This window comes from Microbacterium halotolerans, assembly GCF_003569805.1.
GTDB lineage: Bacteria > Actinomycetota > Actinomycetes > Actinomycetales > Microbacteriaceae > Microbacterium > Microbacterium halotolerans.
The window spans coordinates 55,057-78,481 of the sequence record NZ_QVLP01000018.1; the positions used below are offsets into that span (position 1 = coordinate 55,057).

Below are 23,425 nucleotides of genomic sequence, written 5' to 3' on the forward strand. Positions count from 1 at the left end.
GGCGCGTGCTGCACGGCGTCGATGCAGAGGCGAACCACGTAGGCTGAAGGCATGAACTGGGGCACCGTGTGGACCGTCATCGGCGCGATCATCGCCGTCGTCATCGCGTGGTTCGTCGTCAACGCGCTGCTGTCGGTGATGTGGTTCGCGTTCAAGCTCATCGCCGTGCTCATCGTGGGCGTGATCATCTTCTTCGTGCTGCGCGGCATGGTCTCACGCGGCTCACGCAGTGAGAACTGATCGGAAGCGACACGCGGCTCGCGAGATGCGCACTTCTTCGACGGAAACCCGTCAGAACCGGCGCATCTCGGCGAAAAGTGCGCATCTCGGCAGCTGGGCGCAGCGCGCCCTCACGCGTCACACCATGCGGTAGCCGGCGCCGCGCACCGTGACGATGCGATCGGCGCCGAGCTTCTGGCGCAGGTACCCGACGTACACGTCGGCGACGTTCGAGCCGGGGTCGAAGTCGAACCCCCACACGCGGCTGAGCAGCTGCTCCCTGCTGAGCACCTGGCCCGCATGGCGCACGAGCTCCTCGGCGAGGGCGAACTCCCGCGCCGAGAGGTCGACGACGGTTCCGCTGTCGAGCCTGGCGCGCCGCGTGCGCACGTCGAGCACGAGATCGCGGTGACGCAGCTCGTGCGCCGTCGGCATCTGGTCGGCGTCTGCCTGGCGCATGCGCAGCCGGATGCGCGCCATTAGCTCGTCGAACCGGAACGGCTTGCCGAGGTAGTCATCGGCGCCGCCCTCCAGCCCGGCCACCGTGTCGTTCAGATCGGTGCGCGCGGTCAGCATGATCACGGGCATCGTCGAGCCGGAGCCGCGCAGCTGCTCCAGCACCTCGAACCCATCGAGCCCCGGCATGTTCACATCGAGCACGAGCAGGTCGAACTCGCCCGTGAGCGCGAATGCGAGCGCCTCCGTGCCGTTGCCCGCCACTCGCGTCGCGAAACCGGCCGCGCGCAGGCCCTTCTCGATGAATCCCGCGATGCGGGCCTCGTCGTCGGCGATCAGGATCGACGCCATGGGTCCTCCTTCTCCTCGTCGGTTGGTGGGACGGGTGCGGTCGGCACATCCGGGGTCTGCAGCGGCAGCGACAGCACGAACACGGCCCCCGTCCCATCGTGCGGGTCGACAACGCGTGCCGATCCGCCGTGTGCCCTTGCGATCATCTGCACGATGCTCAGCCCGAGCCCGCTGCCCCTGGCGGCCCCCGTGCCGCGGCGGAACCGTTCGAAGATGTGCGTCTTCTCCTCGTCCGGCACGCCTGCGCCGTGGTCGCGCACCCACACTTCGAGCATGTCGCCGGCGAGGCGGCTGCCGATCACGATCTGCCCGCCGCCGTGCGTCACCGCGTTCTGCGCGAGCTGCAGCACCGCCTGGGTGATCCGCGACTCGTCGAGAGGCGCCACCACGGCCACACCCGGGCCGGCGCTCACCTGGGCCCCGTCGATGGCATCTGCCTTGCGCACGATCTGCACCAGCAGCTCGCGGACGTCGGTCGGCTCGGCACGGATCGCCGCCCTCCCGTGCAGGGAAGCGGACTCCGACAGGTCCTGCACGAGCGCGTTCATCCGGTCGAGCTCGTCGACGGCCAGCTCCTGGGTCTCGCGCACCTCGTCCGGGTCGTCGGGGTTCAGCAGTTCGAGGTGCCCGCGCACGATCGTGATGGGCGTGCGCAGCTCGTGGCGCACGTCGCTGAGCAGCTGCCGCTGAGAGTCGAGCGCCTGATCGAGTCTGTCGAGCATGTCGTTCATCGTGCGGGCCAGCTCGGAGACGTCGTCGCGGCCCTCCACCGGCAGCCGCTCGTCGAGCTCCTGACCCGAGACGCGCTCGGCGGTCTCCCTCATCTGCCGCAGCGGCCGGAGCAGCCGCCCGGCGGCCAGCGCACCGACCGCGATCACGAGCAGGATCGCGACGGCAGACGCCGCAAGATACGCCCTGCCGGGCTCGTTGATCTCGGCGAGTTCGGCTTCGAGATCGTAACCCATCACGAACAGCACATCGTCGCTCTGATCGTCGCTGAGCCGGATGGGCGCCGCCAGATACTGCCACGCCACATCGTCGGCGGCGTAGCGGCCGAGAACCGCATCCGAACCGTTCGCCTCGGCTGTGACGTGGTCGACGAAGCCCGGCTGCGACTCGAGCTGCACGTCGAGCTGCACGCCAGGCACCAGTACGCCCTTCCCGTTCACGATGCCCAGCACGCCCATGTTGTCGTCCGGCCCGACGCGCTGCACCACCACGCGCAGCGCATCGCGCGCTGTGGCGGTCGGATCCTCCTCCACGAAGGAATCGACGAGCACCTGTGCCGCTTCGAGGTTGTTCTGCAGCAGCACATCGGTCGATGCGAGGATGCGCTGGCGCTCCACGAGGTACACCGCGCCGCCCACGCCGGCGAGCCCGACGGCGACCGCGGCGGCGATCACCGTCATCAGCCGCGTGCGCACCGACACGACCGGCAGCCGCAGGCGTCGTCTCATTGCGCTCCTCACCGTTCCAGTATCGTCGCGGGGCGCGCGAATCCGCGTGCGCCGACGGGAATATAAGAGCAGTCTCACCACGCGGAAGTGGCATGCATCGATCGCCGCGTGGTGGAATCACGGCATGGAAGAACCCGATCGGCCCGATGACGAAGAGCTCCTGTCATCGGCTCTCGGCGTTCCGCGCGACGCGCTGCGTCTGATCAGCAGAGAGCCGCTCGGGTCCGGCACGGTGGCAGGGTTCCGGGTGACTCATACGGACGACGAGCAGGCAGATCCGGATGGGCGGGGCAGGAGCGAGGGACATCCGGCCACGTCGATCGCGTACGTCGACACATCCGCAACGGCGGTCGCCCGCGAGACGGGGCTCGTGCTCGACGGCGTCGCGCGGGTCTGGATGCACCCGGCGGATCCGCACCTGCCTGCGCTCGTTCCGGCCGCGTTCGGTGAAGCACTCGGCGTCCTGCTCGCCAGGCTCGGCGTCGAGGCCGTGGGAGCACCCGAATTCGTCGCGTACCGGCCAGGGCGCCGCGCCGTGCTGCGGGTCGACACGGCGGAAGGGCCCGCGTGGGTGAAGGTCGTCCGTCCTCGTCGCATCGAGCGCATCGTCGAGGCGCATCGGGCTCTGGAAGCCGCCGGCCTGCCGTTGCCTCGTGTGCGGGGCTGGTCGCAGGAAGGCCTGCTCGTCATCGCGCAGGCTGACGGTGTGCCCGCGCCGCAGGCCGGTTGGGAGCCCGATGCGCTGCTCGACGATGTGGAGAGGCTGCGCGAGCGGTTCGCTGCGGCGGAGACCGGATGGACGGCACGCACGGGTGTGCCGGAACGCCTCGCCTGGTACGCGGAGCGTGCCGATGACGTGATGCCGCAGCTGACAGCACAGATCGCGAGGGTGCGCGCCGCATGCGCGCTCGGGCTGACCGCGCAGCCGGAGCCTCGGCGCACGATCCACGGGGATCTGCACATCGGGCAGCTCTTCCTCGAGCAGGACAGCGCGCGTATCACGGGCATCATCGACGTCGACACGGCGGGCCAGGGCGATCCGGCGGAGGATGCGGGGGCATTCTTGTCGCATGCGATCGCCAGCGCACTGCTCACCGTGGACGAACGGGGAGCGCGGCGGATGTGGGCACTCGCCGAGGCAGCGAGCCAGAGGTGGCGCGGCGAGCGAGTGGACGCCCTGACCGGCATCCACCTGCTCGGTCACGCGCTCGCCGCAGCCACGGCCGGCGACACCTCTCGTGCTCGCGCTCTTCTCGACCAGGCGGAGGCCGTCTCGGCAGGAGAACCGGTGCGGGAACCGGTGTAACCGGCTCGGCGGCGCAGATCCGGCGAAAGGAGCGCTGACTGTGCGGCGAACATAAGAGCTCTCTCATGCGGCGAGGTGTCTCGGCTTATGCTCGCGAGTCAGACTGGGCATATGAGCAGGAAGTGGATCGCATACGGCGTCACGGGCGCGCTCGGGGTCGCCGTGCTGGGCGGCGGCGCCGTCGCGGCGGCGAACGCGCTCGACCTGCGCACCGCATCCGGTGAGGTCATCGCTGACGGGGCGATCACCGGCGCCGACGGTGCAAGGCCGGCCGGTGACATCGAATCAGGGTCGGTCGCCCTGACGGCGCCGACGGCGGGGGAGCAGGTCTCGCCGGCGACGCCGAACTCGACGAGCGGGCAGAGCGTGCAGTCGACGAAGACGCCGGCAGGGCAGGTCTCGGCGGTGTCCTCCCCTGAGGCTTCCCAGACCCAGACCACGGCGCCGCAGCCGCCCGCAGGATCGGCGCCGTCGCCGGTCGAGCCCGCGTCGCCGGCCACACCCCATTCGCCCGACTCGGTGCAGAGCGCCGACTCCGACTGACGCGCGAACCGAATCAGGGCCTCGCTGCGGCGGGGTCCTTTCTCGTGCGGCGTGTGTGCATCAGCGAGCCGGATCGGATGTCGCACGCCGCTCATCCGGGCCATGATCGGCGCAGCCACGGCGCCGCTGCCGGTTCGCCGGGCGGACGATGCGGCGGGGCGGCGACATCCGCACGATTCGACCGAGGGCGCGCTCGCGAATATAAGGCGCGTCTCACCGCGGTTTACGAGGCACCTTAGCAGCGGTCGTCAGAGTGGAACCATCGCCGGCGGAACCGGCGCTCGCCCCGCGAACACAGATCGATCGCCGTGCACAGCGGCACAGAAGAAGGAGACATCATGAACAAGAAGTGGATCGCCTACGGCGTGACCAGCCTCGTCGGCGTCGGGATCATCGCGGGCGGGGCAGCAGCGACCGCCGCGAGCATGGACCTGCGCACCGACGGCACGAACGACGCCGCGCCCGTGGGCGATGCGATCACCGCCAAGGCCGTGCTCGACCGTGCGGACGGCGTGGCGCTCCGGGTCTCGGAGAACGGCACGTCCGCGTCGGTGGTCACCGCGGCGTCGGCGACCAGCGCGCAGAGCGAGCCGTCGGCGCCGAGCGTGCAGAGCACCCAGACGCCGCCGAGCGCGCAGTCCGCTCCGAGCGCGCAGACACCGCCCAGCGTGCAGACGCCCCCGAGCGCCGCCACTCCGCAGAGCCCCGACTCCGCCCTGAGCCCGCAGTCGGAGCCCTCGCCGGTGACCCCGCCGTCACCGGCGACGCCGCCGAGCGCCGCCAGCCCGGACAGCCCCGAGTCGCCGGCCAGCTCGGGTTCGGTGGACTCCGCCGCGTCGAACTGACCGTCGCCCGCAGCGCCCCGAGTTCCGCTCGGGGCGCTTCTGCGTGTCGGGGGCACCCGCCTCGTCGGCTGGCGCAGACGTCCGGAACGGGCCGGAGAAGCGGCCGCGGGGGAGCAGCGCCAGGCTCAGCCCTCGCTGACGGCCGCGTCGAGCTCTGCGAGCCAGGCGCGGGCGTTGCCGTCCGACGGGGCGCGCCAGTCGCCGCGCGGCGAGAGGGATCCGATCGCGGAGACCTTCGGACCGTTCGGGATCGCAGTGCGCTTGAACTGTGCGAAGCCGAAGAAGCGCCTGATGAACATTCGCAGCCAGCGCAGGATCGTCTCCCGGTCGTAGCCGAAGCGCTCATCATCCGGGAACCCCGCAGGCCATGCGCCCGACTGCGGGTCCGCCCATGCATGCTCGGCGAGGAATGCGATCTTCGACGGCCTCGTACCGGAGCGCAGCACGTGAGCGAGGGCGAAGTCGTGCAGTGCGTACGTGCCGATCGTGTCTTCTGTCGACTGCACCGCGCCGTCCTGGCCTGCGGGGACGAGCTCCGGTGAGATCTCGGTGTCGAGCACCGACTGCAGCACCCGAGCTTCCTCTTCGGTGACGCCCTGGCCGTCGGCGATCACCCAGCGGATCAGATGTTGGATCAGCGTCTTCGGCACACCGGAGTTCACTGCGTAGTGGCTCATCTGGTCGCCGACGCCGTAAGTCGACCAGCCGAGGGCGATCTCCGAGAGGTCGCCCGTGCCGACCACGATGCCGCCGCGGTGGTTCGCGAGTCGGAACAGGTAGTCGGTGCGCAGCCCCGCCTGCACGTTCTCGAAGGTCGTGTCGTAGACCTCTTCGCCGCGCGCGAAGGGGTGATCCATCTGCCCGAGCATCTCGCGGGCGGCGGGCCGGATGTCGATGGTCTCGGTGGTGGCGCCGATCGACTCGGCCAGGGCGAGGGCGTTCGACTTGGTGTGCTCGCTGGTGGCGAAGCCGGGCATCGTGTAGGCGAGGATCTCGCTGCGATCGCGGCCCATCCGGTCCATCGCCCTGGCGATGACCAAAAGGGCATGTGTCGAGTCGAGTCCGCCGGAGACACCGATCACGGGGCGCGGATCGCCGATCTGGCGCATGCGCTGCATGAGGCCCGCGACCTGGATGTTGAACGCCTCGTAGCAGTCCTGCGCGAGCCGTTCTGGATCATCCGGAACGAACGGGAACCGGTCGACGGTGCGGCGCAGGCCGATGTCGCCGACCGGAGGATTCAGCTCGAACTCGACCGTACGGAAGCCGCTGTCGTCCGGAAGCATCGCGCGTGCGTTGTCGTCGAAGGTGCCCTGACGCATCCGGCTCTGCCGCAGCAGATCGAGGTCGACATCGGCGACGGCGCTGCGCGGCCCATCGGGGAAGCGCTCGGTCTCGGCGAGCAGGGCACCCGACTCGTAGATCATCGTCTGGCCGTCCCACGAGACGTCGTTCGTCGATTCGCCCATGCCGGCAGCGGCATATACATAGGCCGACAGGTTCCGTGCGGACGACGACTGCACGAGCATCCGGCGCTCGTCGGCGCGCGCGATCGTGATCGGGCTGCCGGACAGGTTCACCTGCACGGTCGCGCCGGCCAGGGACGCAAGCGACGACGGCGGGACGGGCACCCAGAGGTCCTCGCAGACCTCGGCGTGCACCGTGAGATCCGGAACGTCCGCCGCGCGGAAGAGCAGGTCGGGGCCGAACGGCACATCGCCGCGGTTCAACCGGATGAACCCGGTCGCGCCTGCGCCGTCTGCGTACCAGCGGCGCTCGTAGAACTCCCGGTAGGTGGGCAGATACGATTTCGGCACGGCGCCGAGGATCTCGCCGCGGTGGATGGCGACGGCGCAGTTGTAGATGCGGTTGCCGTGGCGCAGCGGGGCGCCGACGAACATGAGCGGCATGATGTCGATCGATGCCGCGCGGATGCGCTCGACGGCGGTCTCGACCGCGTCGAGCAGGGCATCCTGCATAACCAGATCGTCGATCGCGTAGCCGGACAGCGCCAGTTCGGGGAACACGGCGACGGCGACGGACGCCTCGTCGAGCTCGCGGGCGCTGTCGAGGACGGCTTCGGCGTTGGCGGACGGATCGGCGACGGCAACCGGGACGGTGCAGGCCGCGACGCGCGCGAAGCCGTGCCGATATGCGCTGGCGAAGTCGAAGTCGTTCACGCCCCAAGTCTGGCACGCCGGGCCGCGGGTGTGCGGGTGGTTCCTGGGCGGAGCGGGCGCTCGGGTTCCCGGAAGTGCGGTTCCGGATCGGCGGTGGTGCAGTTCGGGGGACCTGAGCAGACAGTCCAGCGCCGGGGCGGGAATGTCCGAGGCCCCGCGTAGCCTCGAAGCGTGAGATACATTCCTTCCGAGCAGCGGGTCGTGTTCAGCGCGAGCGACATGACCGTGAGCGCGAACTGCGAGTTCGAGTGGCTGTGGGCGCTCGACGCGAAGCTGGGCCGTGTCGAGACGGTGGAGGAGCCAGACGACGAGATGCTCGAGCGCGCGGCGCGTATGGGCGACGCGCACGAGGCGCGGGTGCTCGAGCGCTATCGCTCCGAACGCGGGGATGCGGTGATCGAGATCGCCTCGGCACGATCGGGCGATGCCGAAGGCATGGCGCGCGCCACGGAAGAGACGACTGCGGCACTGGCGAATCCTCACGCCGAGGTCGTCTTCCAGGCCGCGTTCCAGACGGAGGAGTTCGTCGGGTTCGCCGACTTCATCGTGCGGGAAGAGACCGGCGCGTGGCGCGTGCAGGACACCAAGCTCGCCCGCCGCGCGAAGTCGACCGCTCTGATGCAGCTCGGCGCGTACGTCGACCAGCTCGATCGGCTCGGCGTCGCCAGATCGAGTGAGGTCGATCTGCTGCTCGGAGACGGCACCACGTCGACGCACCGTGTCGACGACGTGCTGCCGCTGTTCTTCGTGCGGCGCGACCGGATCAGGGCGCTGATCGCCGACCGCAGGGTCGAGCAGGGCGCGGCGCACGAGCCGATCGCGTGGGGCGACAGACGAGGTGAGCTCGACGTGCGCGCGTGCGGCAGGTGCGCGACGTGCCAGCGGCAGGTCGAGCTCCACCGCGATGTGCTGCTCGTGGCCGGCATGCGCGTCACCCAGCGCGACCGGCTGCGCGAGGTCGGCATCGACACGATCGACGCGCTCGCCGAGGCGACCGAGAAGCCGGCCCGGATGGGCGACGACGCATTCCAGGCGCTGCGCACGCAGGCGCGCCTGCAGGTGGAGACCGAGCGCGACGGTACGGGGGCTCCGCTGTACGAGGCCGTCAACCCCGCTGCGCTGAGCGCGATGCCGCGCCCCGACCGCGGCGACATCTTCTTCGACTTCGAGGGCGACCCGCTGCACAGTGAGCCGCTCTCGGACGGTCGGCTCGCCTGGGGCATCGACTACCTGTTCGGCTGGGTCGACCTCGACGAGCAGTACACGCCGCTGTGGGCGCACGACCTGGATGCCGAACGTCGGGCGCTCGAGCGGTTCTGCGACTTCGTCGCCACGCGCAGGCGCGCATCGCCTGCTATGCACATCTACCACTACGCGCCGTACGAGCCGAGCCACCTCGCGGCGATGGCCGCACGGCACGGTGTGCGCGAGGCCGATGTCGACCGCATGCTGCGCGACGAGGTGTTCGTCGACCTGTATCCGATCGTGAAGAACGCCCTCCGCGTCGGTTCCAGGTCGTATTCGATCAAGAAGCTCGAGCCCCTGTACATGGGCGCAGAAGTGCGCACGCAGGATGTGCAGAAGGGCGACGATTCGATCGGCCGATACGTCGAGGCGCGCGGAATGCTGGAGTCGGGCCGCGCCGACGAAGCGCAGCAGATCTTCGACGACCTCGCCCAGTACAACCGCTACGACTGCGTCTCCACCCGGCGGCTGCGCGACTGGCTCGTCGAGCGCGCACGCGAATCCCAGGTGCTCCCGGCCGCACCCGAGGATCGCCCTTCCGACTCGTACGAGCCGTCGCCCCGTGCCACGGCTCTGAACGCGCGCGCTGAAGAGCTGCGCGAAGCGCGCGACCCCGTCGAGCCCGCAGGGGCCGACGAGAACGCGCTCCGCCTCGCCGCGGCAGCCATCGACTACTACCCGCGCGAGCAGAAGGCGTTCTGGCAGGGGCACTTCGAACGGCTCCGCGAACCCATGTCGCTGTGGGGGGAGACACGTGACGTCGTCATCGTCGATCTGCGTCGCTCCGACGTCATGCAGGACTGGCACGTCCCAGAGGGTCGGCGCGCCGAACGCCGACTCATCGAGCTGCGCGGCGACGTCGCCCCGGGCACCAGGCTGCGTGAGGGCGCGAGCCCGTACCTGCTCTATCCCGCGCCCGCGCCGTTCCCAGCCGACGGTGCGTCGAACCGCTGGATCCACGTGCCGCGGGAGGCGAGGGTCGTCGAGACGCTCGACGACGGTGCGATCGTCGAGGAGTACGCCGTCGCGGGCAGCACGTGGCACGAGCTGCCCGTCGCGATGACGCCGCCGAAGCCGCCGCCAGCGGGGGCGCAGCAGGGTGCGATCGACGAATGGGCCGACCAGCTGCTTCTGGGCGAGAAGAACGTCGGAGCCAGCGACGGCGCCTACCCGGTCGATCCGGCCACCGACATCCTGCGCTCGCTGCGCGCCGACCACCACGCGGGGCGTGTGATGTCGTCTTCGGTCGGCAACGACGTCGACGCGATCGTCTTCTCGCTGCTGAGCGTTCCCACCTACCTCGCGGTGCAGGGCCCGCCCGGAACCGGAAAGACGTACGTCGGCTCGCACGTGATCGCGCGGCTGGTGAATGACCACGGCTGGAAGGTCGGCGTCGTCGCCCAGTCGCACGCCGTCGTCGAGAACATGCTCGGCCGCGTGGTGGCCGCCGGAGTCCCCGCCGATCAGGTCGGCAAGACGCTCAAGGGCGGGGCACGCGCGAACGGCGAGACGTTCACGGTCGTGCCGAAGAACGGTCTGGCCGCGTTCCAGCAGGGTCGCTCGACGTCCAAGGGGTACGTCATCGGCGGAACGGCGTGGGACTTCGCGAACACCACGCGCGTCGACCGCCGCTCGCTCGACCTGCTGGTGGTCGACGAGGCCGGCCAGTTCTCGCTGGCGTCGACGATCGCGGTGTCGATGGCGTCGCGCCGACTGCTCCTGCTCGGCGACCCGCAGCAGCTTCCTCAGGTCAGTCAGGGAACTCACCCCGCGCCGATCGACACCTCAGCGCTCGGCTGGTTGATGCGCGGTGAAGCCGTGCTCCCCGCCGGGCACGGCTACTTCCTGGCGCAGACCTGGCGCCTGCACCCCGACGTGGCGCGGCCGGTCTCCGACCTCTCCTACAGCGGGCAGCTGCGTTCCCGTGCCGGAGCCGAACGGCGCTCCATCTCCGGCATCGACCCCGGCGTGCAGCCGGTCGCAGTCTCGCACCGCGGCAACGTCACGGACTCGCCCGAGGAAGCCGCAGAGGTGCTCAGGATCGTGCGCGAGACGATCGGGCGAGAATTCGTCGACATCTCGATCGACGACGAACAGCAGGCCGCCAGCGAGCCGGCCCGTGCGCTGACGCAGGCAGACGTGATCGTCGTCGCCCCGTACAACGCACAGCAGCAGCTCGTCGAACGCGTACTGTCCGATGCAGGATTCGGTGACGTGCGCGTGGGCACGGTCGACAAGTTCCAGGGCCAGGAAGCCGCCGTGGCGATCCTGACGCTGGCTGCCTCATCCGGTCGCGATGCGCCCCGAGGTCCGGAGTTCCTGCTGCTCGAGAACCGCCTCAACGTCGCGATCAGCCGAGCGAAGGTCGTCGCCTACGTCGTGCACAGCCCGGCGCTGCTCGATGACCTGCCGCACACGCCGGAGGGAGTGTCGCGGATGAGCGCCTTCGCGAGACTCGTCGGTGCCGTACCGGACAGCGGCACGAACCGTGAGGAATCGGGCGCGACCACCCTCAGCGCCGCGCCCGAGCGTGTCTGAGTCGAACGCGCGTACTTCGCGACGGACCGGATGCGGAAGCGCCGCGCGGGGAGAGGTCGCTCAGACCGTGCCGTAGAGACGGTCGCCGGCGTCGCCGAGCCCGGGAACGATGTAGGCCCTGTCGTTGAGGCCCTCGTCGAGCGCGCCGAGCACGAGGTGCACGTTGCGATCGCCGACCATGTCCTCGATCATCTTCACACCCTCCGGAGTGCCCAGCAGGCACACGGCGGTGACATCGTCCGCGCCGCGCGCGAACAGGAACTCGATGGCGGCGCCCAGCGAACCGCCCGTCGCGAGCATCGGATCGACCACGAAGCACTGTCGGCCGCTCAGATCATCCGGGAGCCGCTCGGCGTAGGTCGTCGGCTGGAGCGTCTCGTCGTCGCGCACCATGCCGAGGAAACCCACCTCGGCGGTGGGGATCAGCGTCGTCATGCCCTCGAGCATGCCGAGCCCCGCGCGCAGGATGGGCACCACCAGCGGCCGCGGGCTGCTGATCTCGACGCCCACCGTCGTCGTCACCGGCGTCTCGATCTCGCGCGGCGTCACGCGCACATCGCGCGTGGCCTCATAGGCGAGCAGCGTGACGAGCTCGTGCGTCAGCTGCCGGAAGACGGGCGACGGAGTCCTCTTGTCGCGGAGAACGGTCAGTTTGTGCGTGATGAGCGGGTGATCCGCGACGTGCAGGCGCATGAGAACAGGCTACTCGGCGTCATCCGGTTCCCGCGCGCCCCGACGTGGTCTGCGTCGCCGCCCGCGCCTTCCGTGGTCACGCCGTAATCTGAGGGCATGACTCCTGACCCCGCCGACGTCGACCTCATGCGCGGCGCGCTCGCGCTCGCCGAGGAGGCCGCGGCGGCGGGTGAGGTGCCGGTCGGTGCGGTCGTGACCGATCCGACCGGCACCATCATCGGCAGAGGGCGGAACCGTCGGGAGGCGGCGGGGGATCCGAGCGCGCACGCCGAGATCGTGGCACTGCGCGAGGCCGCCTCCCGGCGTGGTCATTGGAACCTCTCCGGATGCACGCTCGTCGTCACGCTCGAGCCGTGCCTGATGTGCGCAGGCGCGCTGCTCCAGGCGCACATCTCGCGTCTGGTCTTCGGCGCATGGGACGACAAGGCGGGCGCCGCCGGGTCGATGTACGACGTGGTGCGCGATCGGCGCCTGCCCTACCGCGCCGAGGTCATCGGTGGTGTGATGGAGCAGGAGACGCGGGCGCCGTTGGAAACCTTCTTCGAGGAGCGACGATGACACATCCGGATCGGGTCGCCGTGATCGCCGGCGCAAGCGGCTTCATGGGGTCGGCCCTGCGCGAAGCGCTCGTCGACGAAGGATACGAGGTCCGCTCGATCGGGCGGAGCGAGGCGGTGCGCTGGGGCGAGGCCGATGCGATCCTCGACGCCGTCACCGGAGCCGAACTGCTCATCAACCTGGCGGGCAAGTCGGTCAACTGCCGATACAGCGACGCCAATCGCAACGAGATCCTGCGCTCGCGAGTCGACACCACGCGGGAGCTGCACGAGGCTGTCTCAGCCAGCGAGAACCCGCCGAAGGTGTGGTTCAACGCCAGCACCGCGACCATCTACCGCGACGCGATGGACCGGCCGCAGAGCGAGGAATCGGGCGACATCGGCTGGGGCTTCTCCTGCGACGTCGCCCGAAACTGGGAGAAGGAGTTCTTCTCGGGCACGTTGCCGCGCACGCGTCGCATCGCGCTGCGCACTTCGATCTGCCTGGGCGACGGTCCAGCGACAGCGCTGTTCTTCCGGCTTGCGCGCGTCGGGCTCGGCGGCTGGCAGTCCGGCGGCTGGTGGTTCCGCCACAATCGCTACCGGGGCATCGGCCCGGATCCGAGCCGCGACGGATTCCACTCCGAGCACACCGGCGGACGTCAGAAGTTCAGCTGGATCCACATCGACGATGTGATCGGGGCCATCCGGTTCCTGCGCGACCGAGGCGACATGTCTGGCCCGATCAACCTCGCCGCCCCCGCCACGCCGGACAACCGCTCCCTGATGGGCGCCCTGCGCCGCACGGTCGGCATGCCGATCGGACTGCCGGCATGGCGCTGGATGATCGAGCCGGCGATGTGGGCGCTGCGCACCGAGTCGGAGCTCGTACTGAAGAGCCGGTGGGTCGAGCCGAGGCGCCTCGTCGACGCGGGCTACGAGTTCCGGCATCCGGAGCTCGAGCCGGCGCTGCGCGACATCCGGAGCCGGATGAGGGCGAAGCGCCGTCATCCCTCTCCGCGGTAGCGCGATGGCGTGAACCCGAGCACTGCGGCGAACTCTCGCGTGAGGTGGGCGTGGTCGGCGAATCCGAACTCCGCGGCGACGTCGCGCAGTGAGACATCCGGCCCTTCGCGCACTCGTGCGGCGGCATCCTGAAGCCGACGTCTGCGGATCAGCGCCGCCGGCGTCACGCCGAAGTTGCGCGCGCAGAGGCGCTGCAGCGAGCGGATGGAGCGATGCATCGCGTTCGCGAGATCGGGAACGTGGGTGGCCGTTCCCGACTCCACGATCTCCATCAGCCGCACGGCGTCGTGATCGTCGTCGTCGAGCTCCGCCGCGACGGATGCGAGCCGCTCTCGCAGCGTGCGATGCGCGGCGGCCACCGAGCCGAGATCGCCGGCCACGCCGACCGGTGCATCGGCGTCGACCAGCCGCCTCAGCGGCACCGCACTGAGGTGTCGCGCCGCCGCCGGCGTGAGCAGGGCGCCCACCGCCCAGCCGGTGTCTGTGAGCGTCTTGACCGAGGCGCGAGTTGTCGGCCCGTGCAGCCGCGCCGCGCCGTGCTCCGCGACGAGGTTGCACACCGGATAGCCGAGCACCACCTCGTCGGCGTGCTCGCCGTCGGGCAGGCTCCATGACGGGATCCACCACTGGTGCACGATGCCGTGCACATCCGGTTCCGGAGCGAGCCTGGTCATCCTCACGCCCTGGCGCGGGGTCAGTCGTCCGGCGGTGCGGGCGGCGAAAGGCTCGGCCGCACCGCCGCCGGCGTTCGCGTGCGATAGCTGCATGCGAACGAGTATGGCGCGAATATTCAAGGCCTTGGGGTGCGCTGCGGCATAGCGTCGTCGGCATGGACAACATCACGCCGGTCACCGGCACGCACACCACGGACGGACGCCCGAACTCGTTCACGGCACTCACACCGTTCCTCGCGCTGCGGGACGCGCGAGCCGCGGTCGACTTCTACGTCGCCCATCTCGGCGCGAGCCTCCTCGGCAGCACCGAGTTCCCGGGGCCGGACGGCCCGATCGTCGTACACGCCGAGCTGGATTTCGACGGGGCGGGGCGCCTCCAGGTCGGCGAGGCGAACGCAGGCTTCGCGACCGTCCCACCGTCGAACGACGGAACGGCGAGCTGCTCGCTCGGGCTCTACGTGCGCGATGTCGACGCCGTCACCTCCGACCTCGTGGCGCACGGGGCGACGCTTCGCGAGGAGCCGAGCACCTTCGTCTCCGGCGACCGGTATTCGTCCGTGCTCGACCCGTTCGGCGTGCGCTGGTCGATCATGACCCGTGTCGAGGATCTCAGCGACGAGGAGTCGGCCGCACGCGTCGCGGAGTGGGCCGCGGCGCAGGGCTAGGCAGCTGCCGTGCGGGAACTCATCCGTTCCGTGCGGCTCGGGCCGTGCACCGCGACACAACGCAGTCAATCCGCGCGGCGCGGTTGGAGGGGCCCCGGAAACTACGGCAAGTTCCGAGTTTGGAACACGCATCGACTGCGTTGTGTCGCCTCTACGGTGCTGTGAGTGACATCGACATCACGGTTCTGACGATCCACGGGTGGTCGTGATCGTCCTCTGTGTATGTCATTCCCAGCTTCTCCGCGACACGGCGAGACGCGACGTTGTCAGGATGAATGATCGCCGTCAGCTCGATCGGCGCGAACCGCCGACGCGCCTCGGCGACGCAGGCCTCGGCTGCTTCTGTGGCGAACCCGTTCCCTTGTTCGGCCGGAAGCGTGTGAAAGCCGACCTCGAGCATGTCGCGGCCGTTCACACGCTGCCACGTCAGCCCGCAATCGCCGATGAACTCGCCGTCTTGCGTCTCGATGATCCACAAGCCGATGCCGTCGCGTTCGTAGCGCTCGTGCATTAGCTCGATCCAGGTCGCCAGTTCGGCTCGTGTCTTCGGTGCCGGGTAGTACCGCATCGCCTCGTCGTCGCCCCAGATCCGCAGAAGGCTGGGGGCATCCGCTTGCGTCATCTCGCGGAATCGGAGCCGCCGCGTGTCTGCAGGGAGCGGCCGTGTCGAAGACATGCCCCGACTTTAGCCGTCCCGCCGTGGGACGGAGGTATGTCCCGGTGTCGGTCGAACACAACGCAGTCAATCCGAACAGAGAGACTCCTGCAACACCCGGAACCTACGTTCGTTCGGTGCGAATTGACTGCGTTGTGTCGGCGGTGCAGCGGTGAGTCGCCTTCGCCGTTTCACTCACAGCCCGGACTTTCCGCGGATTCCGTCCACAGTAGGCACTCGATCGTTCCGTGTCAGGGCCGTCGGCGAAATCGTGGACGTATGTCGAACGACCAGGAGACCGTCAGCAGTGCCTCGTACAGAGACCTGCGTGCGCGCGGGGTCACGCGCGCCGACATCACTCTGGCGATTCGGGCAGGTCTCCTGATCCGGGCACGCCGCGATGTGTATGTCAGCAGCGCGGCATCCAAGGCGGTGGTGAGCGCGGCACGGGTCGGCGGAAGGCTCGACAGTATCTCGCTCATGCACGAACTGGGGATATTCGTACTCGATCGAGGTGCTGATCTGCACGTTCAGGTTCCCACGCACAGGTCGCGCCTGCGTTCGCCGATGTCTCGGGCGGTTCGGCTGGACGGGCGCACGCACCGCGTTGTCGTGCATTGGCGCGACGACGACGTCCAGAAGAACGCCCTGCACGCAGGACGCGTCCCCGCCTTGGCACAGGCGATCGTCGACCAACCGCCGCGCGCTGCCATCGCGACGATCGACAGCGCGCTCCACTCAGGGCTGATCGCGGAGCATGAGTTGGACAGAGTGTTCGACATCGTACCTTTGCGCCTGCACAAGTTGCGGAACCTCGTCGACGGGCGGGCGGAATCGGGCCCGGAGACGCTGGCGAGGTTGATCGCGCGCTCGTTCGGGGTGCCCGTCGAGCTCCAGGTCACCGTGGACGGTGTAGGCCGCGCCGATCTCCTCGTCGACGGGTGGATCATCGTAGAGTGCGATAGCAGACAGTTCCACGGTGGCTGGGAGCAGCAGGAACGTGATCGTAGCCGTGACATGGGGTACGCGGCGCACGGCTACACGCCTATCCGTCCCACGGCCAATCTGCTCTGCACCCGGCCGGACATCTTCCGGGGTGCGCTGGCCGGCCTGCTACGACGAGGCCGTGCATAACGCAGTTGATCCCGAGCGCGGATTGGCTGCTGGCCTGTAGCCGCATGGCAACGACGGCGGCAACGCTCGGATCGACTGCGTTGTGTCTGCGTGCCAAGGGGAGCGAGATCCCGTCGTCGAAGGCAGAGGTGCTCGGACAGGTTGACCACGGATGATGCCGAGAACGGGCCGTCGCGACACAACGCAGTCGTTCTGAGCCGCGGACGAAGGAGAAGGCCGCCATCGTCCGGATGGTTGACGTGAGGGCAGGAGATTGACTGCGTTGCGTCGCGGTTCTTGCCGGTCAGCGTGGGAGCTGCGGCAGGATCTCCTCGCCGAGGTAGGCGAGGTGGTCGAGATCGGTCATGTCGATCATCTGGAAGTAGATGCGCTCGGCTCCGTACTCGATCAGCGTGCCGACGCGGTCGACGATCTCGCTCGCGGAGCCGCAGAACGTGTAGTCGGCGCGGAAGTCGTCGAGATCGACGCCGGTGTTCTCAGCGCGGCGGCGCACATCCTGCTCTGTGGCGCCGGCGAGGGTGGTCAGGCCGACGGTGCGCTTGAGGGTGGCGGGGTCGCGGTCGATCTCCTCGCATGCGCGGACCACGTTCTGCAGTCGCTCGGCGGTCACGTCCTCCGTCTGGAACACGATGTTGAACTCGCTGGCGTACTTCGCCGCCAGCGCGGGTGTGCGCTTGGGGCCGGGACCGCCCACGATCAGCGGGATCGGCTGCTGCACCGGCTTCGGCAGCGCGGGGGAGTCGTCGAGCCGGTAGTGGCGTCCCTCGAAGGAGTACGTCTCACCGTGCGGCGTGCCCCACAGGCCCGTGACGATCTCCAGCTGCTCTTCCAGGTGCGAGAATCGCTTGGCGGGGAACGGGATGCCGTACGCCGCGTGCTCCGCTTCGAACCATCCGGTGCCCAGACCGAGTTCGACGCGACCGCCCGACATCTGATCGACCTGCGCGACCTGCAGCGCGAGCAGCCCAGGCAGGCGATAGGTCACCGACGACACCAGCGTGCCGAGTCGGATGGTGCTGGTCTCGCGCGCCAGGCCGGCGAGCGTCGTCCAGGCATCGGTCGGGCCGGGCAGGCCGTCGAAGAAGTCACCCATCTTCAGAAAATGATCGGAGCGGAAGAATCCGGTGAAGCCGTGCCGCTCAGCGGCCTGAGCGAAGGCGAGCTGGGTGTCGTACGTGGCGCCCTGCTGGGGCTCGGTGAAAACGCAGTACTCCATGGTGCTCAGTCTTGCACCCGATCGGCCAGCACGGCCACGCGCTTCCCGTCGATGCGGGTCAGAATGAGGGTCGCCGCCTCGTCGCCTCGCAGACCGAGCTTCCGCCGCAGCACGGCGGGATCGATGTCGACCCCGCGCTTCTTGATCTCGAGCGTGCCGATGCCGCGGGAGCGCAGCGCCTTGCCGAGGTGCTTGACGTCGGCTGGCAGCGTTTCGCGCACGCGGAACGACGACACGAACGGGCTCGTCGCGGCAGCATCGCCGGTGAGATAGGCGATTCCGGATGCCACAGGGCCGGCCTTCAGCGCGCGCGCCACGTCGCCGATGAGGCGGGCCCGGATGACGGCGCCCTCCGGCTCGTGCACGTACGCTCCCAGTTCGCGAACAGGCTCGTCCTCGGTGTCTGTCTGGGCGGTGAGCTCGTGGGCGCTGTCGCCGCGCAGCACGAGTGCGGACCTGCCGACGCCCTCCCGTGCGAGCGCTCCGGTCCAGACGACGAGCTCGACAGTCGAACCGTCGACGCTGATCCACTGGGCCTCGCAGTCTTCGGGAAGCGCGTCCCGATCATGTGCGGGGCCGAGCTTCACGCCGGCAGGCATGCGCGAGGCGAGGTCGAAGGTCCAATCCAGCGGCGGCGAGTACGCGTCGGCGCCCACGCGCTGCGTCTCGGTGCGGCCACCGGTTCGGCGCGCAGGATCGAGCCACACGGCGTCGACCCCTGCGAGGTCTGCGCCCTCCGCCGTGCCGTGCGAGACGGCGCACTCCGGACGGAACGCCGCCAGGTTGAACGCGGCGATGGCCGCCGTCACCTCGTCGGCGTCGACCGAGTGCACGCGCATGCCGAGGCCGGCGAATGCGAGCGAGTCGCCGCCGATGCCGCAGCCGAGATCTGCGACCGATACGATCCCGGCACGCCGCATCCGTTCCGCGTGCCGCATTGCGACGCTCAGGCGCGTGGCCTGTTCGAGCCCAGCACGTGTGAACAGCATCCGGTTCGCCATGTCTCCGAACTTCGCGCCCGCCCGCACGCGCAGTCGCGCCTGGCCGACGACGGCAGAGACGAGGCCGGGGGAGTGCCCTGCCGCGCGGAGTCGGGAGACCGAGCGCGCCACGTCGGACGCCGTCTCCACCGGGTCGAGCGAATCGAGGAGATTGAGCCCCTCGCGCGTGAGGAGAGCATCGAGCTCCGCCTGTTCCATTCGAGAATTCTACGGGCGCGATCCGAATCGGACGCGCTAAGCGGCCGCGCCGACGCGGGAACGCTGTGGTCGGCCAGGGCGGGGGAGGGCGCGCGCAGAGTTCCCGACGCGCTGCAGGCAGTGGGTGCGGTAGATCTCGACCAGTTCGACCGTGACGCCGAGATCGTCGGCGATGGCATGGGCGTCGGCATCGACACGTTCCAGCCGAGCATACGCGTCGGTGTCGATCAGGAGTCGCGCAGCGAAGACGTCGGCCTGTCGCTCGCGGGCGCGAGCCGTGTCGCTCGGCGCGTCATCGCCGCACGGATGCGCGTAGTGCACGTGACCGAGTTCGTGCGCGAGCACGCTGCGCTCCTCGGAGGGGGTGAGACGGGAATCGAGGTAGATGCGACGCAGATCCGGCACATAGCAGCCCAGGAGATCGTCGGGGAGCGTTGCTGAGGTGACGGCGACGCCGTGGTCGGCTGCGAGCCTGAGCAGTTCCTTCACCGAGCCCTCCTATTCAGCCGATTCGACCTCGCTCTTGCGGCGCCCCTTCTTCGCTGCGAGGGGCATGGGGCCATTCTCGGGGAGGCCTCCGACATCGGCGGGCCGAGTGTCCGGCCCGCCGAGCTCATCGCGCAGTCGATCGTATGCGGCGTCGATTATCGCACCAGGATCGGCCCCGATGATCTCGCATGCCTCGCAGAGCACCGTCATCGGCAGCTCAGTCTTGCCGTTGAGCCACTTGTTCAGAGCCGAAGCCGAGCGACCCGCCTGCGCGGCGACGTGCTTCGCCGTGAACCCACGGGCGGTGATCTTCCCCTTGAGCTCGAGGCCCACATACTGGGAGAAGACAGCGGCTCTCTCGCGGATATCCATGTCGACACTCTAAGGTCCGGAATGAGCAAGGGCAATGTCGGCAGGGGTCATCCGGCGGATCGCCTCAGCGCTCGGGCCGTCGGCTCCGAAAGCTCGCTTCTGTCGGGGCTGACGGAGTGCGCGGCGCTCTCGTTGGGCGAGCGGTCGTCGAAGCCGCTACTCGGCGGAGTCCATCTCGGTGCTATGACGCTCTCCGCCGTCCGACGTGAGAGGGGTCGCGGTGCCACGAGCGCCGACGCCCTCGTCTAAGGCGGAGCTTCTGCAGTCGAGGTCGGCACGCAGTCGATCGTACGCGGCGTCGACGACATCACCCGGTTCGATGCCGATGATCTCGCAGGCCTCGAACAGCGCGGCGAGCGGAAGCTCGACGTGGCCGTTGAGCCAGTTGCTCAGCGCCGACGGGGATCTCCGAGCCCTCTCGGCGACAGCTTTCGCCGTGAAACCACGGGCGACGATCCTGCCCTTCAGCTCCCAGCCGACGAGTCTTGAGAAGATGCCGGCCCTGCCGCGAATGTTCATGCGGACACTCTAAAGCGCAATATGAGCATTAGCAATGTCGAAAACGATCATCCAGACCTCTTGACAGTTACTCAGCGAACTACGTAGATTCTTCATATGAGTAATCGTCACGCGATCGATGGGAGTGCGAGCGCAGTGGAAGCTGCCATCGAGCGATCAGGTCGATCGCGTCGGGCGATCTCGAACGAGACGGGAATTCCGTACGCGACTCTCAACCGCAAGCTGGCAGGGAGATCGGAGTTCACGTTCAGCGAGCTCTTCCTGATCTCGGAAGTGCTCGGGGTTCGCCCGTCACGGTTCGTCCCGCCGCGCTTGCCCACGGAGTCCCACTGCTGAGCCGAACGGCGCACGGTGCCACGTGCGCCGTTGACTGCGCGGGAATCAGCTGACCGGAACCGTCGCTGCGGTCGGCGCGAAGAAGTGTCCTGTCCCACCCCCCCCCCTGATGAAGAGAGACGCATGTTCGATTCACACAGCACCAATCCGACGATGCCGAAGGGGAGAGGCGTGCGCCGTGCGGCAGCTGCCGCCAGCGTGGTCGCCGCCGCTCTCGTCCTGTCCGCGTGCGGCGGTGAAGCCGCGACGAACGACAGCGAGCAGACCCTTCGCTTCGGCCTCTCCGCCGAGCCGGCCGTGCCGATCGCCGGCATGAGCCAAGGCGGCGCCGTCTATCAGATGCAGGCGATGCTAAGCAGCGGACTGATGGCGTACGACGCGAAGGGGAACCTTCAACCCGCGCTCGCCGAGTCCTTGGAGCAGCCCGACGACACGACCTACGTCTTCATGCTGCGGGAGGGGCTCGTGTTCAGCGACGGCAGCCCGCTCACGGTGGGGAACGTCACCAAGACGCTCGAGTACTACCGCGATCCTGCCAACGGAACCAAGGTCGGCACGGGCTTGGCTGGTATCGAGTCGATCAGCGACGACGGCGATCGCACGGTGACGGTGGAGCTCTCGGAGCCCGACTCGGCCTTCCTGCACTATCTCGCGATTCCCTTCGCGGGGATCCTGCCGGACGAAGCGCTCACTCCCGGAGCGGAGAGCTGGGTCGGTGCCGGACCGTTCGAGCTCACCGACTTCCAATCGGGGGTGGGTGCCACGCTGAAGAAGAACGACGACTACTACGATGCGGGCGCCGTCGATCTCGAGACGATCGAGGTCACGTTCTATCCGGACGGCGAGGCGCGCACGAACGCGCTGCTGAGCGGCGATGTCGACCTCATCGAGTACGTTCCCTGGGAGAACTTCGAGCGCATCGAGCAGGCCGATGGGTTCACCTTGGACGCGCAGCAGGGGCCCTTCCAATACGTGCAGTTCAACGTGACCGAAGATCGCCCGTTCGCCGACCCGCTCGTTCGGCAGGCTGTGGCGTTCGCGCTCGATCGGGACAACGCGGTGAAGGCCGCCTTCCAGAGCAATGGCGAGCCGCTCGCCGGACTCGCGATCGCGGAGAACGACCCTGCGTACGACCCGAACCTGTCCGCGATGTGGGAGCAGGACGTCGAGCATGCGAAGGACCTGCTGGCCGAGGCCGGGTATCCCGACGGATTCTCGGCGACGATGCTGACGACCTCACAGTATGCGTTCCTCCAAGACACGGCGCTGTCGGTGCAGCAGGATCTCGAAGCGATCGGCATCGACGTCACCCTCGACGCCCCCGACTGGTCCACGCGGGTGAGCAAGGGCAACGGCGGTGAGTACGATCTCGCGGTGTCGGGCGACACCGGAGTCGTCGCGGATGCCTCCTACCTGTTGAGCTGGGTGACCGGTGAGAAGACCTTCAACGTGAGCTGGGGGTACGAGAACGCGGAGCTCACCGACCTGATAGACGAGGGCCTGCGTGCCACCGACGACGCGGCGAAGCACGACATCTATCAGCGGCTCGCCGAAATCTGGGTCGAGGAGGTGCCTATCGCAGCCATCGACACCCGCTCGCAGGCGTATGCATACCGCGACGGCGTCGAAGGCTTCGCCACGCTCCCCGGGATGCTCGTGTTCTACAGCGGATACTCGATCGCCGACACTTCGGTGGAGTGAGGCTCATCTGATGGCTTCATTCATTGTCAGGCGCTTGACGATGGCCGCGGGGCTGGTGCTCCTCGTTCTCACGCTCATCTTCGCGGCGCTTCAGTTTGTTCCGGGTGACCCCGCCGTATTGCTGCTGAGCACCGGCACCGGCGGCGCACCGTCCCCCGAGGCGGTCGAGAGGGTGCGTGAGCAGCTCGGTCTGAACCAGCCGCTGTTCGCGCAGTACGCGCAGTTCCTCGGCGGCGTCGTCACCGGTGATCTCGGCGAATCGTTTCGAACCCAGCAGTCCGTGCTGCAGGCGATCTCGGAGCGGCTGCCGCGAACGCTGCAGCTGGTGCTGCTCGGCACGGTGCTGTCGATCTGCATCGGTGTGCCACTGGGGGCCGTCGCCGCCGTGCGCGGCGGCTGGGCGGACACGGCCGTGACGGCGCTCAGCTCCATCGGCATGGCGCTGCCTGTGTTCGTCTTCGGCGCTGTGCTGATCCTCGTGTTCGCGATCGCCCTGGGCTGGTTCCCCGCCGGCGGCTACGTGAACCCGTTGCACGACCCGGTGGGGGCGCTGGCGAGCATGATCCTCCCGGCCACAACCCTGGCTGTCGGATTCTCCGCACAGATCGCCCGGATGACCCGGTCGTCGGTCCTCGAGATGCGGGGGCAGGACTGGGTGCGTACGGCACGCTCGATCGGGCTCGCACCGCTCGTCGTGTTCCGCAAGCACGTGCTGCGCAACGCGCTGACTCCCGTGGTCACGGTCGTCGGCGTCGGGTTCGGCGTGCTGCTCGGCTCGACCGTGCTGGTCGAACGAGTCTTCAACTATCCGGGACTGTCCAGCCTGCTGATCGACGGAGTGACGAACCGCGACTATCCGGTCGTGCAGGGCATCGTCATCGTGATCGCACTGATGTTCATCGGTATCAACATCGTCGTCGACCTCGTCTACGGCGTGCTCGACCCGAGAGTGAGGCGATCATGACGAACAGGCCCACCCTGGAGAGCCCCCGCGCAGCTGCGTCCCGTAAGGCCCCTCCTCGGACAACCGTCCAGTCCGCACTTCGGCCACGTCGCTCGACGTCGCGACT

Annotated in this window: 23 protein-coding genes; 12 read left to right on the top strand and 11 right to left on the bottom strand. The window is 68.8% G+C overall.

What is annotated here, in order from left to right; all coding sequences use genetic code 11:
• Positions 1-51 precede the first annotated feature (51 nt).
• The gene (locus tag DZG09_RS15300; protein ID WP_119698623.1) at positions 52-240 is read left to right on the top strand and encodes a hypothetical protein; all 189 of its coding nucleotides are present in this window, start codon (positions 52-54) and stop codon (positions 238-240) included.
• A gap of 117 nt (positions 241-357) precedes the next feature.
• On the opposite strand, the gene DZG09_RS15305 is transcribed toward DZG09_RS15300, so the two are convergent.
• Together DZG09_RS15305 and DZG09_RS15310 are read right to left on the bottom strand one after the other, a co-directional pair.
• Positions 358-1,026 (bottom strand): response regulator transcription factor, encoded by a 669-nt coding sequence (locus tag DZG09_RS15305; RefSeq protein ID WP_119698624.1) that lies wholly within the window; start codon positions 1,024-1,026, stop codon positions 358-360.
• Positions 1,011-2,483 carry a sensor histidine kinase gene (locus DZG09_RS15310; protein WP_119698625.1) on the bottom strand — a complete coding sequence of 491 codons (1,473 nt, stop codon included), beginning with the start codon at positions 2,481-2,483 and terminating at the stop codon, positions 1,011-1,013. Before DZG09_RS15310 ends, DZG09_RS15305 begins: the two co-directional genes overlap by 16 nt.
• Positions 2,484-2,607: 124 nt before the next feature.
• Here DZG09_RS15310 and DZG09_RS15315 point away from each other — a divergent pair, with 124 nt between their 5' ends.
• The 3 genes from DZG09_RS15315 to DZG09_RS15325 all read left to right on the top strand — a co-directional run bounded on the left by DZG09_RS15315 (position 2,608) and on the right by DZG09_RS15325 (position 5,177).
• Positions 2,608-3,789 (top strand): phosphotransferase family protein, encoded by a 1,182-nt coding sequence (locus tag DZG09_RS15315; RefSeq protein WP_162893350.1) that lies wholly within the window; start codon positions 2,608-2,610, stop codon positions 3,787-3,789.
• A 111-nt stretch (positions 3,790-3,900) separates the two neighbouring features.
• Positions 3,901-4,332: a hypothetical protein gene (locus DZG09_RS15320; RefSeq protein ID WP_119698627.1), complete on the top strand. Its 432-nt coding sequence runs from the start codon at positions 3,901-3,903 to the stop codon at positions 4,330-4,332.
• Positions 4,333-4,670: 338 nt separating this feature from the next.
• Complete coding sequence (locus tag DZG09_RS15325) at positions 4,671-5,177, top strand: superantigen-like protein SSL4 (RefSeq protein WP_162893351.1); 507 nt, start codon at positions 4,671-4,673, stop codon at positions 5,175-5,177.
• 125 nt (positions 5,178-5,302) lie between these two features.
• On the opposite strand, the gene DZG09_RS15330 is transcribed toward DZG09_RS15325, so the two are convergent.
• Entirely contained in the window at positions 5,303-7,357 is a 2,055-nt protein-coding gene (locus DZG09_RS15330; protein ID WP_119698629.1) for an NAD(+) synthase, read from the bottom strand.
• Between the two features lie 171 nt (positions 7,358-7,528).
• Between DZG09_RS15330 and DZG09_RS15335 the strand changes: the two genes are divergently transcribed.
• A complete protein-coding gene (locus DZG09_RS15335; RefSeq protein WP_240424096.1) occupies positions 7,529-11,140 on the top strand; it encodes a TM0106 family RecB-like putative nuclease in 3,612 nt (1,203 codons plus the stop codon).
• Positions 11,141-11,200: 60 nt separating this feature from the next.
• Here the strand turns inward: DZG09_RS15335 and upp are convergent, their stop codons facing one another.
• Entirely contained in the window at positions 11,201-11,833 is a 633-nt protein-coding gene (gene upp, locus DZG09_RS15340) for a uracil phosphoribosyltransferase (protein ID WP_119698630.1), read from the bottom strand.
• A 96-nt stretch (positions 11,834-11,929) separates the two neighbouring features.
• Here upp and DZG09_RS15345 point away from each other — a divergent pair, with 96 nt between their 5' ends.
• Both DZG09_RS15345 and DZG09_RS15350 read left to right on the top strand, forming a co-directional pair.
• Entirely contained in the window at positions 11,930-12,391 is a 462-nt protein-coding gene (locus tag DZG09_RS15345) for a nucleoside deaminase (RefSeq protein WP_119698631.1), read from the top strand.
• Positions 12,388-13,395: an epimerase gene (locus DZG09_RS15350; RefSeq protein WP_119698632.1), complete on the top strand. Its 1,008-nt coding sequence runs from the start codon at positions 12,388-12,390 to the stop codon at positions 13,393-13,395. Before DZG09_RS15345 ends, DZG09_RS15350 begins: the two co-directional genes overlap by 4 nt.
• On the opposite strand, the gene DZG09_RS15355 is transcribed toward DZG09_RS15350, so the two are convergent.
• A complete protein-coding gene (locus DZG09_RS15355; RefSeq protein WP_119698633.1) occupies positions 13,377-14,162 on the bottom strand; it encodes an AraC family transcriptional regulator in 786 nt (261 codons plus the stop codon). The genes DZG09_RS15350 and DZG09_RS15355 overlap by 19 nt on opposite strands.
• 62 nt (positions 14,163-14,224) lie before the next feature.
• On the opposite strand from DZG09_RS15355, the gene DZG09_RS15360 reads away from it, so the two are divergent.
• Positions 14,225-14,734, top strand: a complete 510-nt coding sequence (locus DZG09_RS15360) for a VOC family protein (protein WP_119698634.1) — start codon at positions 14,225-14,227, stop codon at positions 14,732-14,734.
• Between the two features lie 151 nt (positions 14,735-14,885).
• On the opposite strand, the gene DZG09_RS15365 is transcribed toward DZG09_RS15360, so the two are convergent.
• Positions 14,886-15,410: a GNAT family N-acetyltransferase gene (locus DZG09_RS15365; RefSeq protein WP_119698635.1), complete on the bottom strand. Its 525-nt coding sequence runs from the start codon at positions 15,408-15,410 to the stop codon at positions 14,886-14,888.
• A gap of 651 nt (positions 15,411-16,061) precedes the next feature.
• On the opposite strand from DZG09_RS15365, the gene DZG09_RS16935 reads away from it, so the two are divergent.
• On the top strand, positions 16,062-16,523 hold the full coding sequence (locus tag DZG09_RS16935) for a hypothetical protein (protein WP_240424099.1): 462 nt from the start codon (positions 16,062-16,064) through the stop codon (positions 16,521-16,523).
• A 283-nt stretch (positions 16,524-16,806) separates the two neighbouring features.
• Here DZG09_RS16935 and DZG09_RS15375 read toward each other — a convergent pair whose 3' ends face one another.
• From DZG09_RS15375 to DZG09_RS15395, 5 genes are all read right to left on the bottom strand, one after another.
• Entirely contained in the window at positions 16,807-17,739 is a 933-nt protein-coding gene (locus DZG09_RS15375; RefSeq protein ID WP_119698636.1) for an LLM class F420-dependent oxidoreductase, read from the bottom strand.
• 5 nt (positions 17,740-17,744) lie between these two features.
• Positions 17,745-18,938, bottom strand: a complete 1,194-nt coding sequence (locus DZG09_RS15380) for a class I SAM-dependent methyltransferase (protein WP_119698637.1) — start codon at positions 18,936-18,938, stop codon at positions 17,745-17,747.
• Between the two features lie 36 nt (positions 18,939-18,974).
• On the bottom strand, positions 18,975-19,427 hold the full coding sequence (locus DZG09_RS15385) for an ImmA/IrrE family metallo-endopeptidase (RefSeq protein WP_119698638.1): 453 nt from the start codon (positions 19,425-19,427) through the stop codon (positions 18,975-18,977).
• Positions 19,428-19,436: 9 nt separating this feature from the next.
• Entirely contained in the window at positions 19,437-19,799 is a 363-nt protein-coding gene (locus tag DZG09_RS15390) for a helix-turn-helix domain-containing protein (protein WP_119698639.1), read from the bottom strand.
• Positions 19,800-19,955: 156 nt separating this feature from the next.
• Positions 19,956-20,318, bottom strand: coding sequence for a helix-turn-helix domain-containing protein (locus DZG09_RS15395; protein WP_119698640.1), 363 nt, complete (start codon positions 20,316-20,318; stop codon positions 19,956-19,958).
• A gap of 96 nt (positions 20,319-20,414) precedes the next feature.
• Between DZG09_RS15395 and DZG09_RS17115 the strand changes: the two genes are divergently transcribed.
• From DZG09_RS17115 to DZG09_RS15410, 3 genes are all read left to right on the top strand, one after another.
• Positions 20,415-20,654 carry a helix-turn-helix domain-containing protein gene (locus tag DZG09_RS17115; protein WP_119698641.1) on the top strand — a complete coding sequence of 80 codons (240 nt, stop codon included), beginning with the start codon at positions 20,415-20,417 and terminating at the stop codon, positions 20,652-20,654.
• Positions 20,655-20,777: 123 nt separating this feature from the next.
• Entirely contained in the window at positions 20,778-22,355 is a 1,578-nt protein-coding gene (locus tag DZG09_RS15405; protein ID WP_119698642.1) for an ABC transporter substrate-binding protein, read from the top strand.
• Between the two features lie 10 nt (positions 22,356-22,365).
• Positions 22,366-23,319 (top strand): ABC transporter permease, encoded by a 954-nt coding sequence (locus DZG09_RS15410; RefSeq protein WP_205529204.1) that lies wholly within the window; start codon positions 22,366-22,368, stop codon positions 23,317-23,319.
• Positions 23,320-23,425 lie beyond the last annotated feature (106 nt).